We start from the raw sequence: 16935 nt of genomic DNA, 5'->3' as shown, positions 1-16935 counted from the left end.
GACGGCCGGCACCCCGGTGCGGGGGCCGGCCGTCCGGGAGCGCGGGTCAGCTCAGCGTCGGCAGCTTGATGAGGACGAGCAGCGCGAGCAGCTGCAGGGCGGCCGCGCCGGCGGCCTTGCCCCAGGGCAGGTCGTGCACCCGGCGGACCATGGTGGTCAGCAGCACGGCGCAGATCAGCCAGGTGATCCAGCCGACCACCTGGACGACCAGGTTGTCGGTGGGCAGGAACAGGGCGAGCAGCAGTCGCGGGGTGTCGCTCGTCCAGCCGATCAGCACGGCCAGGCCGACGGTGGACTGCCACGGGCCGTCACCGCCCAGCTGGCGGGCCAGCGCGTAGGTGACCGCGCCGAGCATGGCGCCGGCCACCGCGAAGCCGATCGCGGCGGCGATCAGCGCCCAGGCCGCGACCGAGAAGGTGGAGTTGACGATGTCGTCGTGGGTGGCGCCCATGCCGAGCACGGCGAGCACGCCGTAGACCAGCGAGACGGTGAGGGCGGGCAGCCAGGCCTGGTGGTCCCGCATCCGGTCGAAGGTGCGGGCGGGCTCTCGGTAGATCCCGACCAGCAGTTCCTTCCAGGTCGGACGCGGCCCGGAGACCCGGGGCGCCACCTGGCCGCCGGCCCGGTAGACCGCGACGTTGTCCTGGGCGCCGTACTGCTCGCCGCCCTGGCCGTAGCCGCCGTCGTCCTGGCCGTAGCCGCCCTGGCCGTACGCGTCCTGCCCGTAGGGGCCCGCGGCGTAGCCGCCCTGGCCGTACGGGTCCTGGCCGACCGGGAAGGCCCGGGTGTGGCCCTGCCGGTCGTCGGGGTACCCGTCGCCGAAGCCCTCGGCGGGACCGCCGGGGTGGCCCGGGACGGGCGCGGTGAAGTACTCGGGCTCCCCCGTGGGCCCGCCGCCCGGCTGCTGCCGCGGCGCCGGGCCGGCGGGCGCGGACCATCCCTGCCGGGGGTCGGCGCCGTGCCCGTTGTCGTATCGATTGCCAGCCACGCATCGACGGTACCTGCTCGGGCTGACCGGCCGTCGGTTGATCAACGGCCGGGCACCGGATTGCAGCCGTCCTGTGACGAGCGGGGCGGGGAGGCCGCCCGGCCTCCCCGCCCCCGCCCGGATCAGGTCGGGTCCCGTCGGGTCAGCGCTGGGCGCCGATGGCCGGGCCGTGCACGGCGGCCGCGGCGGTCTCGCCGGCCGGGCAGCCGCCGGGGCCCGCGGTGGTGCGGACGGCACCGACCGGCAGCAGGGTGCCGCAGGCGATCCGCAGCCCGCTGGGCAGCTCGTTGTCGGACTCGACGGTCGCGCCGTCGCCGATCACGGTGCCGTCCAGCGAGGTGCGGGCGCCGATGACGGCGTACGCGCCGACGATGGAGTCCTTCACGTAGGCGTCGGCGCCGATCACCGCGCCGGGCAGGATCACGCTGCCCTCGACGATCGCGCCGGCCTCGATCTCGGCGCCCTCGGAGACGACGGTGCCGTTGCTGAGCACCGCGCCCGGGTCGACCTGGGCACCGGGCAGCAGCAGGGCCTCGCCGGTCGGGCCGGGCACCGCCGGGGAGTCGACCTTGCCGAGCACCAGGTCGGCGGAGCCGCGGACGAACGCGGCGGGGGTGCCGAGGTCCAGCCAGTACGAGGTGTCGACCACGCCGCGCAGCAGCGCGCCGGTGGCCAGCAGCTCGGGGAAGGTCTCGCGCTCGACGGAGACCTCGCGGCCCGCCGGGATGCGGTCGATCACCGAGCGGGTGAAGACGTAGCAGCCCGCGTTGATCTGGTCGGTGACGATCTGCTCGGGGGTCTCGGGCTTCTCGAGGAACTCCAGCACCCGGCCGTTCCCGTCGGTGGGCACCAGGCCGAAGGCGCGCGGGTCCTCCACCCGGGTGAGGTGCAGGGTGACGTCGGCGCCGGCGGCCACGTGGCCGTCGCGCAGCGCGGCGATGTCGAGGCCGGAGAGGATGTCGCCGTTGAACACCAGGACGGGCTCGTCGGGGCCGCAGGTCAGGCCTGCCGCGGCGTTGCGGATGGCGCCGCCGGTGCCCAGCGGCTCCTTCTCGGTGAGGTAGACCAGCTCGATGCCGTACGGGCTGCCGTCCTGGAAGTGGTCCTCGAAGACCTCGGCGAGGTAGGAGGTGGCGAGCACCACCCGGGTCACCCCGGCCGCGGCCGCACGCGCCAGCTGGTGGGCGATGAACGGCACGCCCGCGACGGGCAGCATCGGCTTGGGGGTGTGGGTGGTCAACGGGCGCAGCCGGGTGCCCTTGCCACCGACCAGCATGATCGCCTCGGTCATGGTCTGAGCTTCTCCCCTATGTCCGGTACGGGCCCGGCCGTGGTCCTGTCCTGGCCGGTGTCGATCGGTTCGACGCGTGGCTGGTACGGCTCCTCGGGCCTTCCACCAGCGGACCCGCGCACCGCGGGTCCAGCGCCTACTGTATTTCCTCCCGAGGCGCCCCCTGCCGCACGGTCCGCAGTTGTGTCTTCCCGACAAACGGGCCCCGCCGGATCGGGCGCGGGTCAGGGCAGCAGCCACCCGGCGGCGGACTGGGTGCCGGCAGCCCTTCCGCCGCTCCTCCAGAGCTGGGTGACGCGCTCCGCGGGCAGCGCCTGGCTCCAGACCTGCACGTTCGTGAGGGCGCCGTCCCACGGGTCGGTCCAGGTGTTCTTCCAGCGGGTGCGGCCGATCTGCAGCGGACCGCCGGCCTGCCAGATCCCCGACACGGAGGTGGTCTGCGCGGGCGCGCCGTTGACGTACAGCCGGATCTGCCTGCTGCCGGCGTCGTACACGCCGGTGAGCATCACCCACTGGCCGGTGGTGGCCTGACCGGTGGAGAACGCCTGGCGGCTGGTGCCGTCGTCGCCGCCGGCCGCGGTCTGCACCTTGAACACCCACTGGTTGTGGCTGCCCCAGTAGTCGCGGCCCAGGTAGAAGGAGTAGTAGCTGCCGCTGCCCTGGGTCACCACGGCGCGCGCGCCGGTGGCCGCGTCGTTCCGCACCACCGCGGAGACGGTGAAGCTCTTCGAGGTGTCGACGACGACGGCGGAGGTCTGCGCCCAGCCGTCGGCACTGCCGTGCAGCAGCAGCGCCGGGCCGGTGTGGCCGGGGGCGGTGCCGAGGACGGCGCCCGGGGCGAGGGCGGCGGGGCGGGCGCCGCGGACGTCGTCGAGGCGGGTGGGTGCCGGCGCGGGGGCGGTGGACCCGGCCGACGCGGAGGCGGAGGATGCGGCCGACGCGGAGGCGGACGGCGGGGCGGAGGACGCCGCAGAGGCGCTCGGGACGGCGCTGGGAGGGCCGTCGACGGCCACGGTGGCGGGGGCGGTGGGTTCTGCGGTCCGCGGCCCGTCGGGGCCGTCCTGGCGCAGCAGGAGGGCGGTGGCGACCACGCCCGCCACGGCCAGCACGCCGGCCACCGCGCCACCGGTCATCAGCAGCCTGCGGCGGCGCTGCCGCCGTTCGTTGGACTCGGCGAGCGCGGCCCAGTCGGGTGTCGGGCTGCCGGGCGGCGCGATGCCCACCGGGGGCAGGTACGCGGGCCTCCCCTCCCCCGCCGGCCCCGCCCCCGCTGGCCCGGTGCCGTCCGGCCCGCCCCCGGGTATGCCGCCGCCGATGTGCGCTGTGCCCCCGCCGTCGCTCATGGGCGCTCATGCTAGGCCACCGGTCGGCGGCGGACGCGTCCCGGCCCCGTGCGCCGCGGGGGCGTACGGGGCCGGGACGGGGTGCCGTGACGGGTCAGGCCTGGACGGTCTCCGGCTCGGGCTCGACCGGCTGGGCCTTGACGGAGTCGAGCAGCAGCTGGGCCACGTCGACGACCTTCAGGTGCTCCTTGGCAGCGCCCTCGTTCTTCTTGCCGTTGACCGAGTCGGAGAGCATGACGAGGCAGAACGGGCAGGCGGTGGAGACGATGTCCGGGTTGAGGGACAGCGCCTCGTCGACGCGCTCGGTGTTGATGCGCTTGCCGATCCGCTCCTCCATCCACATCCGCGCGCCGCCGGCGCCGCAGCAGAAGCCGCGCTCCTTGTGGCGGTGCATCTCCTGCTGGCGCAGGCCCGGGACCTTGTCCATGATCTCGCGCGGCGGGCTGTAGACCTTGTTGTGGCGGCCCAGGTAGCACGGGTCGTGGTAGGTGATCAGGCCCTCGACGGGGTTGACCGGGATCAGCTTGCCCTCGTCGATGAGGTGCTGCAGCAGCTGGGTGTGGTGGATGACCTCGAAGTGCCCGCCGAGCTGCGGGTACTCGTTGGCGATGGTGTTGAAGCAGTGCGGGCAGGTGGCCACGATCCGCTTGACCGGGGCGTCCTCCAGCGCGGCGTTCAGCGTCTCGACGTTCTGCGCGCCGAGCATCTGGAAGAGGAACTCGTTGCCGAGGCGGCGGGCGGAGTCACCGGTGCAGGACTCCTCCTTGCCGAGGATCGCGAACTTCACGCCCGCGGTGTGCAGCAGCTCGGCGAAGGCCTTGGTGGTCTTCTTGGCGCGGTCCTCCAGGGCGCCGGCGCAGCCGACCCAGTAGAGGTACTCGACCTCGGCGGGCTCGATGTCCTGACCGATCACCGGCACCTCGATGCCGGTCTCCTTCTTGAGCTCCTTGACCCAGTCGAGGCGCGCCTTGGTGGCCATGCCCCACGGGTTGCCCTTGTTCTCCAGGTTCTTGAGCATCGTCCCGGCCTCGGTCGGGAAGGAGCTCTCGATCATGACCTGGTAGCGGCGCATGTCGACGATGTGGTCGATGTGCTCGATGTCGACGGGGCACTGCTCGACGCAGGCGCCGCAGGTGGTGCAGGACCACAGCACGTCCGGGTCGATGACACCGCCCTCCTCGGCGGTGCCGATCAGCGGACGCTCGGCCTCGGCGAGGGCCTCGGCGCTCACACCGGCGAGCTGCTCGGCGGTGGCCTTCTCGTCGCCCTCCATGGACTTGCCGCCGCCGGCGAGCAGGTAGGGGGCCTTGGCGAAGGCGTGCTCGCGCAGGCTCATGATGAGCAGCTTCGGCGAGAGCGGCTTGCCGGTGTTCCAGGCGGGGCACTGCGACTGGCAGCGACCGCACTCGGTGCAGGTGGAGAAGTCGAGGATGCCCTTCCAGGAGAAGTGCTCGACCTGGGAGACGCCGAAGACGGCGTCGTCGGCCGGGTCCTCGAAGTCGATCGGCTGGCCGCCGCTGGTCATCGGGCGCAGGGCGCCGAGCGCGGTGCCGCCGTCCTCCTCGCGCTTGAAGTAGATGTTGAAGAAGGCGAGGAAGCGGTGCCAGGCCACGCCCATCGACGGGTTGATGCCGATGGTGATCGCCCACGCGAAGGAGATGCAGATCTTCAGCATCGCGAAGACGTAGATCAGGTTGACCAGCGTGCCGTGGGCGACGCCGTCGAAGGCGGCGACGATCGGGTACGAGATCAGGTACGCCGGGTCGTAGGACTCGACGCCGGCCAGGGCGCCCTCCAGGCCGCGCAGCATCATGATGCACAGGCCGATGCCGAGGATCGTGTACTCGACGTAGAAGGCCTGCCAGGCGATCGAGCCCGCGAAGCGGGACTTGCGGCCGGAGCGGGACGGCAGGCTGAGCAGCCGGATCACGATCAGGGTCGCGATGCCCAGGGTGGTGAGGGTGCCGATCAGCTCGGTGAAGATCTCCCACGGCAGCCAGCCGCCGATGACCGGCAGCACGAACTCGGCGTCGAAGAGCTGGCCGAAGGCGTTCACCAGGGTGAGCACCAGGGAGAAGAAGCCGACGGCCACGAACCAGTGGGCGACGCCGACGACGCCCCACTGGTTCATCCTGGTGTGGCCGATGAACTCGGTGGCGACGGTCTTCACCCGCTTGGCGGGCTGTCCGAAGCGGGTGGTGTCGACCTGTCCGGTCCGGACGACCTTGTAGATGTACGCGGCCGCCCGGGCGGCGAGCGCAGTGCCGATCACAGTGGTGACCAGCGAGATGACGATCGCTGCTAGCTGCATCGGCTCTCCGTCTCCAGCGGCTGGTGTCTAGGGGTCGCCCCAGTGTACTGGTCGGTAACTTAGCGACCCAACGCCCGGACCCTACCGCTCCGTAGCACTTGTTCAGAAGACGCTCAAGGTATGGCGACAGTCACTAAGGACATACTCACCCATCCGGACGCCCCGGACGGCGACCGACACCCGGCCCGCGCCCGACCGCCGCCTTCCGCCGCCCGCGCAGCAAAGTTGAGCGACACTGACTCATGGCTGTTGACGGTCCCCGAACCGTCAGGCATGCTTGAGCCCGTAACGCTCAACTCTCCCGTGGAGGTATTTACGATGGCACGCGCGGTCGGCATCGACCTCGGTACGACGAACTCCGTCGTCAGCGTTCTTGAGGGCGGTGAGCCCACGGTCATCACCAACGCCGAGGGCGCTCGGACCACGCCGTCCGTCGTCGCCTTCGCCAAGAACGGCGAGGTCCTGGTCGGTGAGGTCGCCAAGCGCCAGGCGGTCACCAACGTGGACCGGACGATCCGGTCGGTCAAGCGCCACATGGGCACCGACTGGAAGATCAACCTGGACGGCAAGGACTTCAACCCCCAGCAGATCTCCGCCTTCATCCTGCAGAAGCTGAAGCGCGACGCGGAGTCGTACCTGGGCGAGACGGTCACCGACGCCGTCATCACCGTCCCGGCGTACTTCAACGACTCCGAGCGCCAGGCCACCAAGGAGGCCGGCGAGATCGCGGGCCTCAACGTCCTGCGCATCGTCAACGAGCCGACCGCCGCCGCCCTGGCGTACGGCCTCGACAAGGACGACCAGACCATCCTGGTCTTCGACCTCGGCGGTGGCACGTTCGACGTGTCCCTGCTGGAGATCGGCGACGGCGTCGTCGAGGTGAAGGCCACCAACGGTGACAACCACCTCGGTGGTGACGACTGGGACCAGCGCGTCGTCGACCACCTGGTGAAGACCTTCCAGGCCGGCCACGGCGTCGACCTGTCCAAGGACAAGATGGCCGTCCAGCGCCTCCGCGAGGCGGCCGAGAAGGCCAAGATCGAGCTGTCCTCGTCCTCCGAGACCTCGATCAACCTGCCCTACATCACGGCCTCCGCCGAGGGCCCGCTGCACCTGGACGAGAAGCTCACCCGGGCCCAGTTCCAGCAGCTGACCGCGGACCTGCTCGAGCGCTGCAAGCACCCGTTCCACAACGTCATCAAGGACGCCGGCATCGCGCTGTCCGAGATCGACCACGTGGTCCTGGTCGGCGGCTCGACCCGCATGCCGGCCGTCGCCGAGCTCGTCCGCGAGCTGACCGGCGGCAAGGACGCCAACAAGGGCGTCAACCCGGACGAGGTCGTCGCCATCGGCGCGTCCCTCCAGGCCGGTGTCCTCAAGGGCGAGGTCAAGGACGTCCTGCTGCTCGACGTCACCCCGCTGTCCCTCGGCATCGAGACCAAGGGCGGCATCATGACCAAGCTGATCGAGCGCAACACCACGATCCCGACCAAGCGCTCCGAGATCTTCACCACGGCCGAGGACAACCAGCCCTCCGTGCAGATCCAGGTCTACCAGGGCGAGCGCGAGATCGCGGCGTACAACAAGAAGCTCGGCATGTTCGAGCTGACCGGCCTGCCGCCGGCGCCGCGCGGCCTGCCGCAGATCGAGGTCACCTTCGACATCGACGCCAACGGCATCATGCACGTGGCCGCGAAGGACCTCGGCACCGGCAAGGAGCAGAAGATGACCGTCACCGGCGGCTCCTCGCTGCCGAAGGACGAGGTCGACCGCATGCGCCGCGAGGCCGAGCAGTACGCGGACGAGGACCACAAGCGCCGCGAGGCCGTGGAGACCCGCAACCAGGGCGAGCAGCTCGTCTACTCGACCGAGAAGTTCATCGCCGACAACGCCGACAAGCTGCCCGCCGACGTCAAGACCGAGGTCGAGACCGCCATCGGCGAGCTCAAGGAGGCGCTGAAGGGCGAGGACATCGCGGCGATCCGCGAGGCCACCGAGAAGGTCTCCACCACCGCCCAGAAGCTCGGCGCCGCGCTCTACGCGCAGGCCGACGCCGCCGGTGCGGCCGGTGCCAGCGAGTCCGCCGGCGCCAAGGACGACGACGTGGTCGACGCCGAGATCATCGACGACGAGAAGCCCAAGGGCGGTGCCGCATGACGGAGAAGGCGCAGGGCGGCGAGCCCGGCGACGACTCCGCCGAGGAGGCCGTCCTCAAGGCCGCCGAGGAGGCTGTGGCGGGCGCCGACGAGCTCGCCGCGGCCAAGCGCGAGGCGGGCGAGCGCACCGCTGACCTGCAGCGGCTGCAGGCCGAGTACCAGAACTACCGCAAGCGGGTCGAGCGCGACCGGCTGACGGTCCGGGAGATCGCCGTCTCCAACATCCTGGAGTCGCTGATCCCGGTGCTGGACGACATCGGCCGGGCCCGCGACCACGGCGAGGTGACGGGCGGCTTCAAGTCGGTCGCCGAGTCGCTGGAGACCGTGGTCGCCAAGCTGGGCCTGCAGCAGTTCGGCAAGGAGGGCGAGTCCTTCGACCCGACGCTGCACGAGGCGCTGATGCACAGCTACTCCTCGGACGTCACCGAGGACACCTGCGTGCAGATCCTCCAGCCCGGCTACCGGATCGGCGAGCGGATCATCCGCCCGGCGATGGTCGCGGTCGCGGAGCCCCAGCCGGGCACCCAGACCACGTCCGCCCCGGACGCCGACAAGCCGGAGTCCGCCAAGGGTGACGGTGCGGCGGACAGCTGACAATCTGTGTGCTGCGGAGTCGTACGCCGACATCGTCGGGGTGCGACTCCGCAGCGCCGTTCAGACACGTTTCGGGAGGTGGCGGCAGCCATGAGCACCAAGGACTACGTGGAGAAGGACTACTACAAGGTCCTCGGCGTGCCCAAGGACGCCACCGCAGCCGAGATCAAGAAGACGTACCGCAAGCTGGCCCGCGAGTTCCACCCGGACGCCAACAAGGGTGACGCCAAGGCCGAGGAGCGGTTCAAGGACATCTCCGAGGCGTACGACGTCCTGTCGGACGAGAAGCGCCGCAAGGAGTACGACGAGGCCCGCAGCCTGTTCGGCAACGGGGGCTTCCGTCCCGGCGGCGCCGGCGGCAACTACAACTTCGACTTCGGCGACCTGTTCTCCGGCTCCGGTGGAGGCGGCGGGGGCGGCGGCATCGGCGACGTCTTCGGCGGCCTGTTCAACCGCGGCGGCCGGCAGGCCCAGCCGCGGCGCGGCGCCGACGTCGAGACCGAGGTGACGCTCTCGTTCACCGAGGCGGTGGACGGCGCGACCGTCCCGCTGCGGATGACCAGTCAGGCCCCGTGCCGCGCCTGCGCCGGCACCGGCGCGAAGACCGGCACCACCCCGCGGGTCTGCCCGACCTGCGTCGGTGCGGGCACCGTCAGCCGCGGCCAGGGCGCCTTCGCCCTCTCCGACCCGTGCCGCGACTGCAAGGGCCGCGGCATGATCGTCGACGACCCCTGCACGGTGTGCCACGGCAGCGGCCGCGCCTCCTCGGCCCGGACGATGCAGGTGCGCATCCCGGCCGGGGTGCAGGACGGCCAGCGGATCCGCCTCAAGGGCAAGGGCGCCCAGGGCGAACGCGGCGGCCAGCCGGGCGACCTCTACGTCAGCGTGCACGTGGACGCCCACCCGGTGTTCGGCCGCAAGGCCGACAACCTCACGGTGACCGTGCCGGTCACCTTCCCCGAAGCGGCCCTCGGCGGGACGATCGAGGTCCCGACCCTCAACGGGCCCGCGGTGAAGCTCAAGCTGCCGGCCGGCAGCGCCAACGGCCTCACCCTCCGGGCCCGGGGCAAGGGCGCCACCCGCAAGGACGGCACCCGCGGCGACCTGCTGGTCACCGTCGAGGTCGTCGTCCCCAAGCACGTCACCGGAGACGCGCTGAACGCACTGGAGCAGTACCGCGAGGCCACCGCCTCGGACGACCCGCGTGCCGCCCTCTTCCAGGCGGCGGAGGGAGCGTGACCAGATGACGACCCCCGACAGTCCGATCGGCCCGGGCCTCGGCGAGGGCCTTCCCGGCTCGGTGCCGCGCCGCCCCCGCGGCACCCCGGCACCGCAGTACGTGCTGACCGAGGACACCCCGGTGTACGTGATCTCGGTGGCCGCGGAGCTCTCCGGCCTGCACCCGCAGACCCTGCGCCAGTACGACCGGCTCGGCCTGGTCTCCCCGGACCGCACGGCCGGCCGGGGCCGGCGCTACTCGGCCCGGGACATCCAGCAGCTGCGGGAGGTCCAGCGCCTCTCCCAGGACGAAGGCATCAACCTGGCCGGCATCAAGCGGATCATCGAGCTGGAGAACCAGGTCGCCGCGCTCCAGGCCCGCGTGGCGGAGCTCGCCGACGCCCTCGACGGGGCCGCCACCGCCATCCAGCAGCGCGAGGCGGCGGTGCACGCCTCCTACCGCCGCGACCTGGTGCCGTACCAGCAGGTCCAGCAGTCCAGTGCGCTGGTGGTCTGGCGTCCCAAGCGCTGACCGGACCCCAGGGGTCTCCCAGGCCGCCGGTTCCCTCCTCCCGGGGGGTGCCGGCGGCCTGCTGTCGGATGAGACAGTGCGGTACTCCACCGTGCACGGGCGGCGGGAATGTCCGGCGCGGGGGCTCCCCGCAGCTCCGGGGCGCCTATGATCCCCGGAGAAGCGGTACCGGCCGCGCCGCACCGGTTTGACCGATGGCAAGGAGCCTGATGAGTGAGACCGACGAACCGGGCCTCACCCCACGCGGGCTGGGCGTCCTGTCGAGCGAGGCCCGCCAGCTCTACCGCAACGTCCTGAAGTCGCACGGCCGGGTCTCCCCCGACCTGGAGGCCCCGGAGGGCAGCAAGGCCCTGGACGAGCTGCTCGACATCGGGCTGCTCGTGCCGGACACCGACGACCCGGCGGTGCTGGTGGCCGTCGACCCCGAGCAGTTGTCGGCCCGGCTGACCAGCCTGTGGCAGCGCAAGGCGCTCGACCTGCTGCAGCGGGCGGTGTCCCTGCCGGCCGACCTCCAGGACCTCGCCGAGGACTTCCGCACCCCGCGCAAGGCGGGCGGGATCATCGAATACGTCCATGGCAAAGTGCTGATAAACCAGCGGCTGGGCCAGCTCGTCAGCGGGTGCTCCGAGGAGATGCTGGCGGCCCAGCCGGGCGGCCCCCGCCCGCCGGAGGCGCTGGCCGGAGTCATCGCCCGGGATCTGGAAACTCTGCGCCGCGGCGCGACCATTCGGACGATCTACCACCCGAGCACCCGGTATCACGCGCCCACCCGCGACTATGTCGCCTCGATAACCGCGGCCGGCGGCCGGGTCCGAACGCTGGACGAGCCCTACACCAGATTGATCGTGATCGATCGGCGCACCGCGGTGATCCCGGTGGTCGACGATCTCAACTTGGCCGCGTTCATTCACGATCAGGCCGTCATCAGCTACCTGATCGAGGAGGTCTTCGAGCGGAACTGGAGTCGGGCCCTGGATTTTGACGGCTCACCGACAGTTCCGCCCCAGGTGGTTTCCCGGCTGCGGCAGACGATCATCGATCTGATGCTCAAGGGAATCAATCACCGCGTCATCGCCCGGCGCCTGGGCATCAGCGAGCGCACGCTCGCCCGCCACATCGCGGAGATGCGCGAGGACTACCAGGTGGAGTCGCTCTTCCAGCTCGGCTGGGTGCTCGCCCGCTCGGCGAAGGAGTCACCGGCCGACCAGGCCGACTTCGGCTGACGGTCGGACCCCGGGCGCCCCGTCCCGCCCGGGAGCAGTACCTTCGCCGCCCGTCAGGTCCAGGCGGAGTCGTCCAGCAGCAACAGCGAGCCCGTCCTGGCCTGCACGGTCTCCGCCGCGGCCGCCTGGTCGGCGTGCACGCTGCGGAGTGTCCAGGCGCTGTCGGCCGCAGCCGGATTACTACCCGTCAATATCGCCGCACCCATGACAACTGGCACGACGGCAAGCCGAACAAACCGGCGCATACGAGACATTGCGACCGATCCCTCCTCTGGGAATGCCTACCGAGTGAATAGAGAAGTCTCGAACATTGGCCCAAATCATGCCGCAAGAGCACGCTCGGTGTCACGATCGGCGCATTCCCGCGGGTGCGTCATCTCGCTGCCAGGCAGCCATATGACACCACGTGCCGGTGGACTTGTCGGTCACGAACGTTGGACGATCAGCACGGTCACACCACATCCGCGGCGCCCGAGCAGCCACGACGGCACCGCCCCGACCACACCACAGCGGAACTCGCCTCGGGGCGAGCCCGGACGCCAATCGCTCGCCGGACGCCAGACCAGCCAGCGGCCAATCCCCGGAGTCGACATGAGTGAGCCCTACCTGCGCCATCGCACCGCCCAGGCCTCCGAGGGCCGGCGCGCACGGGTCTTCCTGGCCGCACCGCTGATGCGGCTCACCGGCCCGGCCGACAGCGTGGTGACCCTGGCCAGCCGCACCCGGCTGACCACCCTGCGGACGACCCTGCTGCGCAGCGGCGCGGCCGTGTACAGCGCCCACCACAGCGACGCCTGGACGATCGCCGGCCGCGCCCCCGAGCCCCGGGTGCCCTCCGACTTCCGGGCGCTGCAGACCGCCGACCTGGTCTTCGCGTACGTCGGCGCGCCGCTGTCGGCCGGTGTCAGCCTGGAACTGGGCTGGGCCTCGGCGCTGCGCAAGCCGATCGTGCTGCTGGTGGACGAGGCGATCACGCACAACCCGCTGATCGCCACCATCGAGCAGGTCGCGCCGGTGCTGCCGCTGGTGTTCGACGACGGCTGGTCGCAGGACGCCCTGCAGCACACCGTGGAGACGGCGCTGGACTGGGCCGGCATGGCGCTCTCGCTGCGCGAGGGCTTCTGGACGGCCCCCGGCGAGCAGTTCCCGGTGCCGCGGCAGTCCAAGGGCGACTCGTTCGGCTACTGGTCCCCGGGGATCGCCACCGGCTGACGCGACGTCACTCCGGCCGCTCCTCGGGCGCGTCGGCGCGCATCTGCCAGCCGAGCTGGAAGAGCGTCTCGGCGCCGTACAGCTCGCGCAGCCGGGCGATGTGCGCGGCCACGGTGCGCTCGCCGAGCCCGAGCCGGCTCGCGACCGTCCGCTGGGTCAGCCCCTGCGCCAGCAGCCGGCCGACCTGCTCGTGCACCGGGATGCCCTTGCCGTCCTGCGGGGCGGTGCGCCACTGCACCCGCTCCGCGCGCTCCCAGTCGCGCTCGAAGACGCCGACCAGGTAGCCGACCACCGCCGGGTCCTCGACGAAGGCCGCGCTGCTGTTGTCGGCCGCGGCGGGGAGCACCGCGATCCGGCGGTCGAAGATCAGCATCCGGGTGAAGGGCTCGGCGAGGATGCGGAACCGGGCGCCGAGCTCGGTCAGTTCGGCCGCGTAGTCGGCCGTCGCCTCGTCCAGCCGCGCGCCCGGGTGGTAGACGGTGCGCAGCGTGGCCCCGCGGGCCAGGAAGGCCCGGGCGCGGTCCAGGCCGGCCGCCAGGTGCCCGGCAGGGCGGGCACCGCCGGGCTGGAGCGCCAGCCCCTCCTCACGGGCGTCCGCCTCCAGCTGCAGGAGGCGGTGCCGGATCTGGCCGAAGCCGTGGACGTGCTGGACCTCGCCGGTGCGGTCGACCCGGGGCGGGGTGGCGTCGTAGGCCTGGGCCAGGTCCTCCAGCGCTCCGGGCATCTGCTCGGCCCGGATCAGCATCCGGGTGCCGGCCGACCGCAGGCCGGCGCTGAGCCGGTCGCTGACCGTCCTGGGGTTCACCGCGGTGAGCGAGGCGTCCTCGGCGTGGTGCACCAGGAATCCCAGCTCGACCAGCCGGAGCACCGCCTCCGGGTTCTCCGCGAGCGCGTCGCGGAACATCACCCGGCCGCCCTGGGCCAGGACCGCCCGGTAGAGGGCCCGCTCCTCCTCGTTCGGGAGCGCTCCCGTGCCGTCGTCAGCCATGCCGCTCTCCCCGCTGTGACCGTCCCATGGAGATAGAGCGCTCGCGAGCGGAAAACGTCACAGGACATGTCATCCGCGGCGGTGCCGTGCGCGTCCGGTCAGTCACGGCGGCTCCCCCGCATCAGCCAGCCGAGCTGGAAGAGGGTCTGGGCGCCGTACCTCTCGCGCAGCCGGGAGATGTGTCCGGCGACGGTGCGCTCGCTGAGCCCGAGCCGGGTGGCGACGGCCCGCTGGGTGAGCCCCTGGGCGAGCAGCCGGCCGACCCGGTTGGCGGCGGAGGCCGCGACGGCGGGGGTGTCCACCTCGGCCCACTGGACGACGTCGGCCCGGGCCCAGTCCCGTTCGAAGGTCTTGACCAGGAAGGCGACGGCCGCCGGGTCGGAGATGAAGGCGGCGCGGCTGTAGTCGTCGGCGGCGGGGACGACGGCGACCGCGCGGTCGATGATCAGCATCCGCTCGAAGGACTCGTCGAGGACGCGCAGTCCGGCGCCCTGTTCGGTGAGTTCGGCGGCGTAGCCGAGCGTCCACGGCTCGGCGAGGACCTGCGGCTGGTAGAGGGTGCGCATCCGGGCGCCGCGCTGCACCAGGGCGAGGTCCTGGGGCCGGGCGAGGGTGATGGTGGCCGGCTGCCGGGGGCCGGGCTGGGCGGTGAGCATCTCCTGCTTGCACTCGGAGACGAGTTCGGCGATCCGGTGGCGGATCCGCTCGCGGCCGTGGACGTAGGTGGCGCGCTGCGGGTCGTCCGCCTGCCGGGGGAGCGAGTCGTACGCCCGGGTGAGCGGGTCGAGGTCGGCGGGGAGGCGTTCGGCCCGCCAGAGCAGGTCCGCGGCGGCGGAGCGCATCTCCGAGCCGATCCGCTCGCCCACGGCGCGCGGGCTGACCGCCACGTAGGCGCCGTCGATCGGATTGGGCACCAGCAGGCCGACCCGGACGAGCTGGTCGACCACGGCCCGGTCCTGCTCGGGGACGGTGGACAGCGGAATCCGCCCGCCACGGGCGAGCACGGCGAGGTAGAGCCCGCGTCCCGCCTCGTCGGGCAGTCCGGAGCCCCGGTCCGTCGGTTCCGCAGCCACCTGGAAGTCTCCCTGCCGAACTTTCCCCTCAGTGTCGGATCATGATCTCAACAAGTTCGGATCGGGAGGGATTCGGTACCCCTTTTCGACGCGTCCCCCGGCCGGCGCGCACGGAGCGCGCGGGCCGGGGGACCCGTCATGTCACGCCGTTGCCGAAGGCGCTTCCGGCGAGGCGGAGCAGCAACGCCTCGCCGAGTCCGGTTCCGGGGGCCATCACCACACATGGCGTCCCGGCCGGCGCTCTTCCCCCCGCGGCAGCGGCGCGGACGCACCACCACCCACACTGAAGAGCAAGTCACCGTCCCTCGGGCTGCGGTTGCCCGGACGGCTGGCGTGGTTCCACCCTCACAGCGTGACGGCCGAGTCACAAGTGGCCACCGCCTGCAGGTTTCCGCAAGTGCATGAACTTGCAGTCTCCGGCCCGCGCGGCGGAACGGAAATCTCCGGTCCGGTCGACATCCGGGTGTCCACCCGGGGTGCGGTGCCCACCAAACGTCCATTCGGCGTCCCTGAGCCCTCCACACGGCCGATCCCCCCCTGCGGGGGAATTCGTGCGGCAGCACGCCGCCGGGCGCCGGATCGTACCCGCGAACGGGCCCGCGGCGCTGCCGGAGCGGCTCCGACCTGGGCGGCAGCCGCCGGCTGGCACCGCGTGCCACCGGCTTCCGGACGCCTGTCCGAATGCCCGGGAAAGGCCGCCGCGGGATTCGTGCACCGAGCATCTCCGGGCGGATTACCGCCGTCCGCTCCGGCCGCCCCGGAACGCCGCCGCGGGATAACCGCAATTCGCGGCCCGGTGTGTTCTGCGCCACGCCGCCGAAGTGCGCCGCGGCCGGCCGCACCGGTCCGGCGTTCAGGGATTCCGCACCGGCTCCGGGGCGTCGGCCGCCTCCGGACGGGGCGCCGCACCCGCCCGGAGGGTCGCCGGGAGCGCGGCCGCCGTGCGCACCGCCGCCACCGCCCAGGCGGCGAGCAGCAGGGCGTACAGGGCCGCGGACAGCCCGGCGAAGCCGCCGAAACCGGTGTGCCGGGCCAGTGCCGCCGCCCCGGTCACCAGGGTGCCCACCGGGAAGGTGAAGGCCCACCAGGTCATCGCGAAGGGCATCTTGGACCGCAGGGCCCGCACGTTCGCGGCCACCGCCGGGACGAGCCACAGCAGGGCGAAGCCGAGCACCGCCACCCCGTACAGCACCGACAGGGCCCGGCCCGGCCCGGCGAGCGCCGGGGCCGCCGTGCGCGCGGCGTCGGCCAGCCCGCCCGCCGCGGTGGTCGACTGGCCGAGCGGGCCGAGCACCAGGAAGAGCGACGGGGTGAGCACCGGGGCGAGCCGCCCGTGCACCAGGCCGGCGAAGACCACCGGCAGCACCAGCGCCACACCGAACAGGCCGGCGCCGAACAGGCCGCAGCCGGCGTACAGCAGTACCGGCCGCCAGGGCTCCGGCAGGTGCGGGACGAGCGCCGAGCCCGCGGAGGCGGCGACCAGCGGGGCGACCGCGGGCAGCAGCCAGGTCGGGTTGGCCTCGCGGGCCGGGATCCGGTGCCGGGTGATCATCAGGTACGGGACGCCCGCGGCGACGGCGACCGCGTACAGGGCGCCGGCGCACCAGAGCACCAGGTCGGCGGTGACCGCGGCGCGGGTGCCGAGGACGGGGGCGCCCGCCACCAGGGTGGCGTGCCCCACGGCGAGCAGCGCCATCGGCGGGCAGCCCTGGAAGACGGCGGTGGCCGGCTCGTCCAGCAGCTGCGCGCGGACGGCGCCGGGGTGCCGGACCAGCTGCACCGCCCGGGCCGCCGCCACGGCCGCCAGCGCGGCCACCGCCACCAGCCAGACGGCCGCCGCGAAGCCCGTCCGCCCGGGCAGGCCCACCGGGACGGCGGTCGCGCCGGTGGCGACGATCGCGGTGCCCATCACCGCCGCGTACCAGTTCGGACCGAGCCGGCCGAGGCCGGGCCGCGCGGGAGCGCCCGTCCGGTCGGTGCTCCGGTGGCCGGCGGGCGGCGCGGGG

14 protein-coding genes are annotated in these 16935 nt (G+C 72.5%); 6 read left to right on the top strand and 8 right to left on the bottom strand.

Annotated features, from left to right (window positions below; all coding sequences use genetic code 11):
• Nucleotides 1-46: 46 nt before the first annotated feature.
• From ABZ641_RS01720 to ABZ641_RS01705, 4 genes are all read right to left on the bottom strand, one after another.
• Nucleotides 47-988 (bottom strand): Yip1 family protein, encoded by a 942-nt coding sequence (locus ABZ641_RS01720; RefSeq protein ID WP_344624589.1) that lies wholly within the window; start codon nucleotides 986-988, stop codon nucleotides 47-49.
• A 142-nt stretch (nucleotides 989-1130) separates the two neighbouring features.
• Entirely contained in the window at nucleotides 1131-2279 is a 1149-nt protein-coding gene (locus tag ABZ641_RS01715) for an NDP-sugar synthase (protein WP_359978375.1), read from the bottom strand.
• Between the two features lie 224 nt (nucleotides 2280-2503).
• Nucleotides 2504-3502 carry a LamG domain-containing protein gene (locus ABZ641_RS01710; protein WP_359978373.1) on the bottom strand — a complete coding sequence of 333 codons (999 nt, stop codon included), beginning with the start codon at nucleotides 3500-3502 and terminating at the stop codon, nucleotides 2504-2506.
• Nucleotides 3503-3716: 214 nt separating this feature from the next.
• Nucleotides 3717-5933 (bottom strand): 4Fe-4S dicluster domain-containing protein, encoded by a 2217-nt coding sequence (locus ABZ641_RS01705; RefSeq protein WP_344624591.1) that lies wholly within the window; start codon nucleotides 5931-5933, stop codon nucleotides 3717-3719.
• Nucleotides 5934-6251: 318 nt separating this feature from the next.
• Here ABZ641_RS01705 and dnaK point away from each other — a divergent pair, with 318 nt between their 5' ends.
• From dnaK to ABZ641_RS01680, 5 genes are all read left to right on the top strand, one after another.
• On the top strand, nucleotides 6252-8090 hold the full coding sequence (gene dnaK / locus ABZ641_RS01700; protein ID WP_359978370.1) for a molecular chaperone DnaK: 1839 nt from the start codon (nucleotides 6252-6254) through the stop codon (nucleotides 8088-8090).
• Complete coding sequence (gene grpE, locus ABZ641_RS01695) at nucleotides 8087-8683, top strand: nucleotide exchange factor GrpE (RefSeq protein ID WP_344624593.1); 597 nt, start codon at nucleotides 8087-8089, stop codon at nucleotides 8681-8683. Before dnaK ends, grpE begins: the two co-directional genes overlap by 4 nt.
• A 90-nt stretch (nucleotides 8684-8773) precedes the next feature.
• On the top strand, nucleotides 8774-9922 hold the full coding sequence (gene dnaJ / locus ABZ641_RS01690; RefSeq protein ID WP_344624594.1) for a molecular chaperone DnaJ: 1149 nt from the start codon (nucleotides 8774-8776) through the stop codon (nucleotides 9920-9922).
• A 4-nt stretch (nucleotides 9923-9926) separates the two neighbouring features.
• Nucleotides 9927-10433, top strand: coding sequence for a helix-turn-helix domain-containing protein (locus ABZ641_RS01685; RefSeq protein ID WP_344624595.1), 507 nt, complete (start codon nucleotides 9927-9929; stop codon nucleotides 10431-10433).
• A 209-nt stretch (nucleotides 10434-10642) separates the two neighbouring features.
• A complete protein-coding gene (locus ABZ641_RS01680) occupies nucleotides 10643-11656 on the top strand; it encodes a helix-turn-helix domain-containing protein (RefSeq protein WP_344624596.1) in 1014 nt (337 codons plus the stop codon).
• A 53-nt stretch (nucleotides 11657-11709) separates the two neighbouring features.
• Here the strand turns inward: ABZ641_RS01680 and ABZ641_RS01675 are convergent, their stop codons facing one another.
• The gene (locus tag ABZ641_RS01675) at nucleotides 11710-11847 is read right to left on the bottom strand and encodes a hypothetical protein (protein WP_344624597.1); all 138 of its coding nucleotides are present in this window, start codon (nucleotides 11845-11847) and stop codon (nucleotides 11710-11712) included.
• 400 nt (nucleotides 11848-12247) lie between these two features.
• Here ABZ641_RS01675 and ABZ641_RS01670 point away from each other — a divergent pair, with 400 nt between their 5' ends.
• On the top strand, nucleotides 12248-12868 hold the full coding sequence (locus ABZ641_RS01670) for a hypothetical protein (RefSeq protein WP_344624598.1): 621 nt from the start codon (nucleotides 12248-12250) through the stop codon (nucleotides 12866-12868).
• Between the two features lie 7 nt (nucleotides 12869-12875).
• Here ABZ641_RS01670 and ABZ641_RS01665 read toward each other — a convergent pair whose 3' ends face one another.
• From ABZ641_RS01665 to ABZ641_RS01655, 3 genes are all read right to left on the bottom strand, one after another.
• Nucleotides 12876-13856 carry a LuxR family transcriptional regulator gene (locus ABZ641_RS01665; RefSeq protein ID WP_344624599.1) on the bottom strand — a complete coding sequence of 327 codons (981 nt, stop codon included), beginning with the start codon at nucleotides 13854-13856 and terminating at the stop codon, nucleotides 12876-12878.
• A 98-nt stretch (nucleotides 13857-13954) separates the two neighbouring features.
• The gene (locus ABZ641_RS01660) at nucleotides 13955-14929 is read right to left on the bottom strand and encodes a helix-turn-helix domain-containing protein (protein ID WP_344624600.1); all 975 of its coding nucleotides are present in this window, start codon (nucleotides 14927-14929) and stop codon (nucleotides 13955-13957) included.
• A gap of 853 nt (nucleotides 14930-15782) precedes the next feature.
• A partial coding sequence (locus tag ABZ641_RS01655; protein ID WP_359978363.1) for a C4-dicarboxylate ABC transporter occupies nucleotides 15783-16935 on the bottom strand: 1153 nt, incomplete at its 5' end.

Source organism: Kitasatospora sp. NPDC007106 (assembly GCF_040634455.1).
GTDB lineage: Bacteria > Actinomycetota > Actinomycetes > Streptomycetales > Streptomycetaceae > Kitasatospora > Kitasatospora arboriphila.
This window is presented reverse-complemented; position numbering and strand designations above follow the sequence as displayed.

What these genes read in the sequence shown, in the direction of transcription:
- ABZ641_RS01715 (WP_359978375.1), bottom strand. Translation starts at nt 2,279, where the DNA reads ATGACCGAGGCGATCATGCTGGTCGGTGGCAAGGGCACCCGGCTGCGC.
- ABZ641_RS01705 (WP_344624591.1), bottom strand. Translation starts at nt 5,933, where the DNA reads ATGCAGCTAGCAGCGATCGTCATCTCGCTGGTCACCACTGTGATCGGC.
- dnaK (WP_359978370.1), top strand. Translation starts at nt 6,252, where the DNA reads ATGGCACGCGCGGTCGGCATCGACCTCGGTACGACGAACTCCGTCGTC.
- grpE (WP_344624593.1), top strand. Translation starts at nt 8,087, where the DNA reads ATGACGGAGAAGGCGCAGGGCGGCGAGCCCGGCGACGACTCCGCCGAG.
- dnaJ (WP_344624594.1), top strand. Translation starts at nt 8,774, where the DNA reads ATGAGCACCAAGGACTACGTGGAGAAGGACTACTACAAGGTCCTCGGC.
- ABZ641_RS01685 (WP_344624595.1), top strand. Translation starts at nt 9,927, where the DNA reads ATGACGACCCCCGACAGTCCGATCGGCCCGGGCCTCGGCGAGGGCCTT.
- ABZ641_RS01680 (WP_344624596.1), top strand. Translation starts at nt 10,643, where the DNA reads ATGAGTGAGACCGACGAACCGGGCCTCACCCCACGCGGGCTGGGCGTC.
- ABZ641_RS01670 (WP_344624598.1), top strand. Translation starts at nt 12,248, where the DNA reads ATGAGTGAGCCCTACCTGCGCCATCGCACCGCCCAGGCCTCCGAGGGC.
- ABZ641_RS01665 (WP_344624599.1), bottom strand. Translation starts at nt 13,856, where the DNA reads ATGGCTGACGACGGCACGGGAGCGCTCCCGAACGAGGAGGAGCGGGCC.